The 1,763-nt window shown below is 36.2% G+C and carries 2 protein-coding genes and 1 rRNA gene; 2 read left to right on the forward strand and 1 reads right to left on the reverse strand.

What is annotated here, in order from left to right; genetic code table 11:
• Positions 1–165 precede the first annotated feature (165 nt).
• Complete coding sequence (pdaB, locus tag GZA11_RS16140) at positions 166–918, reverse strand: polysaccharide deacetylase family sporulation protein PdaB (RefSeq protein ID WP_163184392.1); 753 nt, start codon at positions 916–918, stop codon at positions 166–168.
• A 134-nt stretch (positions 919–1,052) separates the two neighbouring features.
• Between pdaB and GZA11_RS16145 the strand changes: the two genes are divergently transcribed.
• Positions 1,053–1,292 (forward strand): hypothetical protein, encoded by a 240-nt coding sequence (locus GZA11_RS16145; RefSeq protein WP_163184393.1) that lies wholly within the window; start codon positions 1,053–1,055, stop codon positions 1,290–1,292.
• Between the two features lie 254 nt (positions 1,293–1,546).
• Positions 1,547–1,763, forward strand: a 16S ribosomal RNA gene (locus GZA11_RS16150); the annotation flags it as partial.

Raw genomic sequence — 1,763 nt, forward strand, 5'->3', positions numbered from 1 at the left:
ATAAGAAAAAACGATTTTATCAGCTTTGAAAATCGTCTTGCACAGTCAAGTTGTGAGAGACTTTGCTCTCTACGTACAGATAGTAGTTGAAGCTCATCGTGTTTCCTTTATCTCATTCGGAGAACCTCCACGTCATACGACGCTGACCAGGGCGCCTCCGCTTTTCTAATTTATTTCTTTCGTTTTTACTTCACTGTTTGCAATGAGTTCAGAAACGGTTACAAGTTTCAATCCTTTTTGTTGAATGTTATCAATAATTTGAGGCAATGCTTCTGCTGTTTGTTTGGCCGAGTCTGATGCATGAAGCAGAACAATATCTCCTTTTTCCGCTTTGCTAACATTTTCTACAATTGTTTTTACTCCTGGATTTTGCCAATCTTTTGAATCTATACGCCAGTGTACTACTGTAAATCCATATTGGTTGGCAATTTTTAATGTTCTTTCGTCGAAATGGCCGGTAGGTGCACGCAATAGCTTAATATTTTTTACATTCAATTTTCTAAATGCTTCTTGAGCTTGTAAAATATCCTTCCTAATTTTATTATCTTCTAACTCAGAATAGTCTTCATAGTTATATCCTAGAAGGCCAATCTCATATCCATCTTTAACAATGCGCTCAACAATATCTGGATGTCTCTCAGCCCAAGAACCCGAGAGAAAGAATGTAGCGGATTTTACATTTTCTTTTTTTAAAGTATCTAAAATCGGTTCAGCCTTTTCATCACCCCATCCGATATTAAATGTTAGTGCCAGGTCTTTTTCACCTCGATAAACTGCTTTTGGTCCTTCCTTTGTTGAAAAAACAGGTATTTGTGCAATGTTTTCAATAAAGAGGAACCAAGCTGTAAAAAAGGCTGCAATTAAAATTAATGTAATACTTTTTAATGCCTTCCCATTTACAACATAAAAGAATTTCATTGATCCCACCTCGTCCATACATTCCTGTCTCAAACATATGCTTGGCTTAAAAAAATTATGATGAATGATTTGAATTATAAAATTTCACAAATTGGAAAAAACTACATTAACATATATTTTGTTGGAGGTTACTTATGCTTGGATTTCTAATTAACGACCAAGAGGCTAAAGAAATGGAGTACCTTATTAAACGAGAAATGGATGAAATTTTGTTTGATTTAAGAGATGAACGAATTGATCAACTTGTAAAAAGAGCAATGGAAGAAAGATATAAGATTTTATTTAATTTATTTAGGAGGGTTGCTAGCCCGCATGAATGTTTAAAATATATGAGAAAAGGCAAGAGGGGGAAAAAAAGGCTAAACCGTAACTAGAATTTTTTTTAGTTTTTTTAATTAAAAGGTTGACTTTCCAATCCGACCTTGGTATAGTAATAAACGTCGCTGCTGACGTATTAACAACTTTAAAAAAAGAGTTGACAAGAAAGTCAGTTGATGATATATTTAAAAAGTCGCTTTTGATAGCGAAAAGATTGTTCTTTGAAAACTAAACAACCAAAACGTCAACAAACCATAACATTCGTTTCTATCGAAACGAAGCCAACGTTAATTTTATGAGCTAATCAACTTTTTTGGAGAGTTTGATCCTGGCTCAGGACGAACGCTGGCGGCGTGCCTAATACATGCAAGTCGAGCGGACCAATAGAAGCTTGCTTCTGTTGGTTAGCGGCGGACGGGTGAGTAACACGTGGGCAACCTGCCTGTAAGACTGGGATAACTTCGGGAAACCGGAGCTAATACCGGATAATTCATCCCCTCGCATGAGGGGGTGCTGAAAGTCGGTTC

Origin of the sequence: Neobacillus sedimentimangrovi (assembly GCF_010614825.1) — a bacterium.
Lineage (GTDB): Bacteria > Bacillota > Bacilli > Bacillales > Cytobacillaceae > Neobacillus > Neobacillus thermocopriae.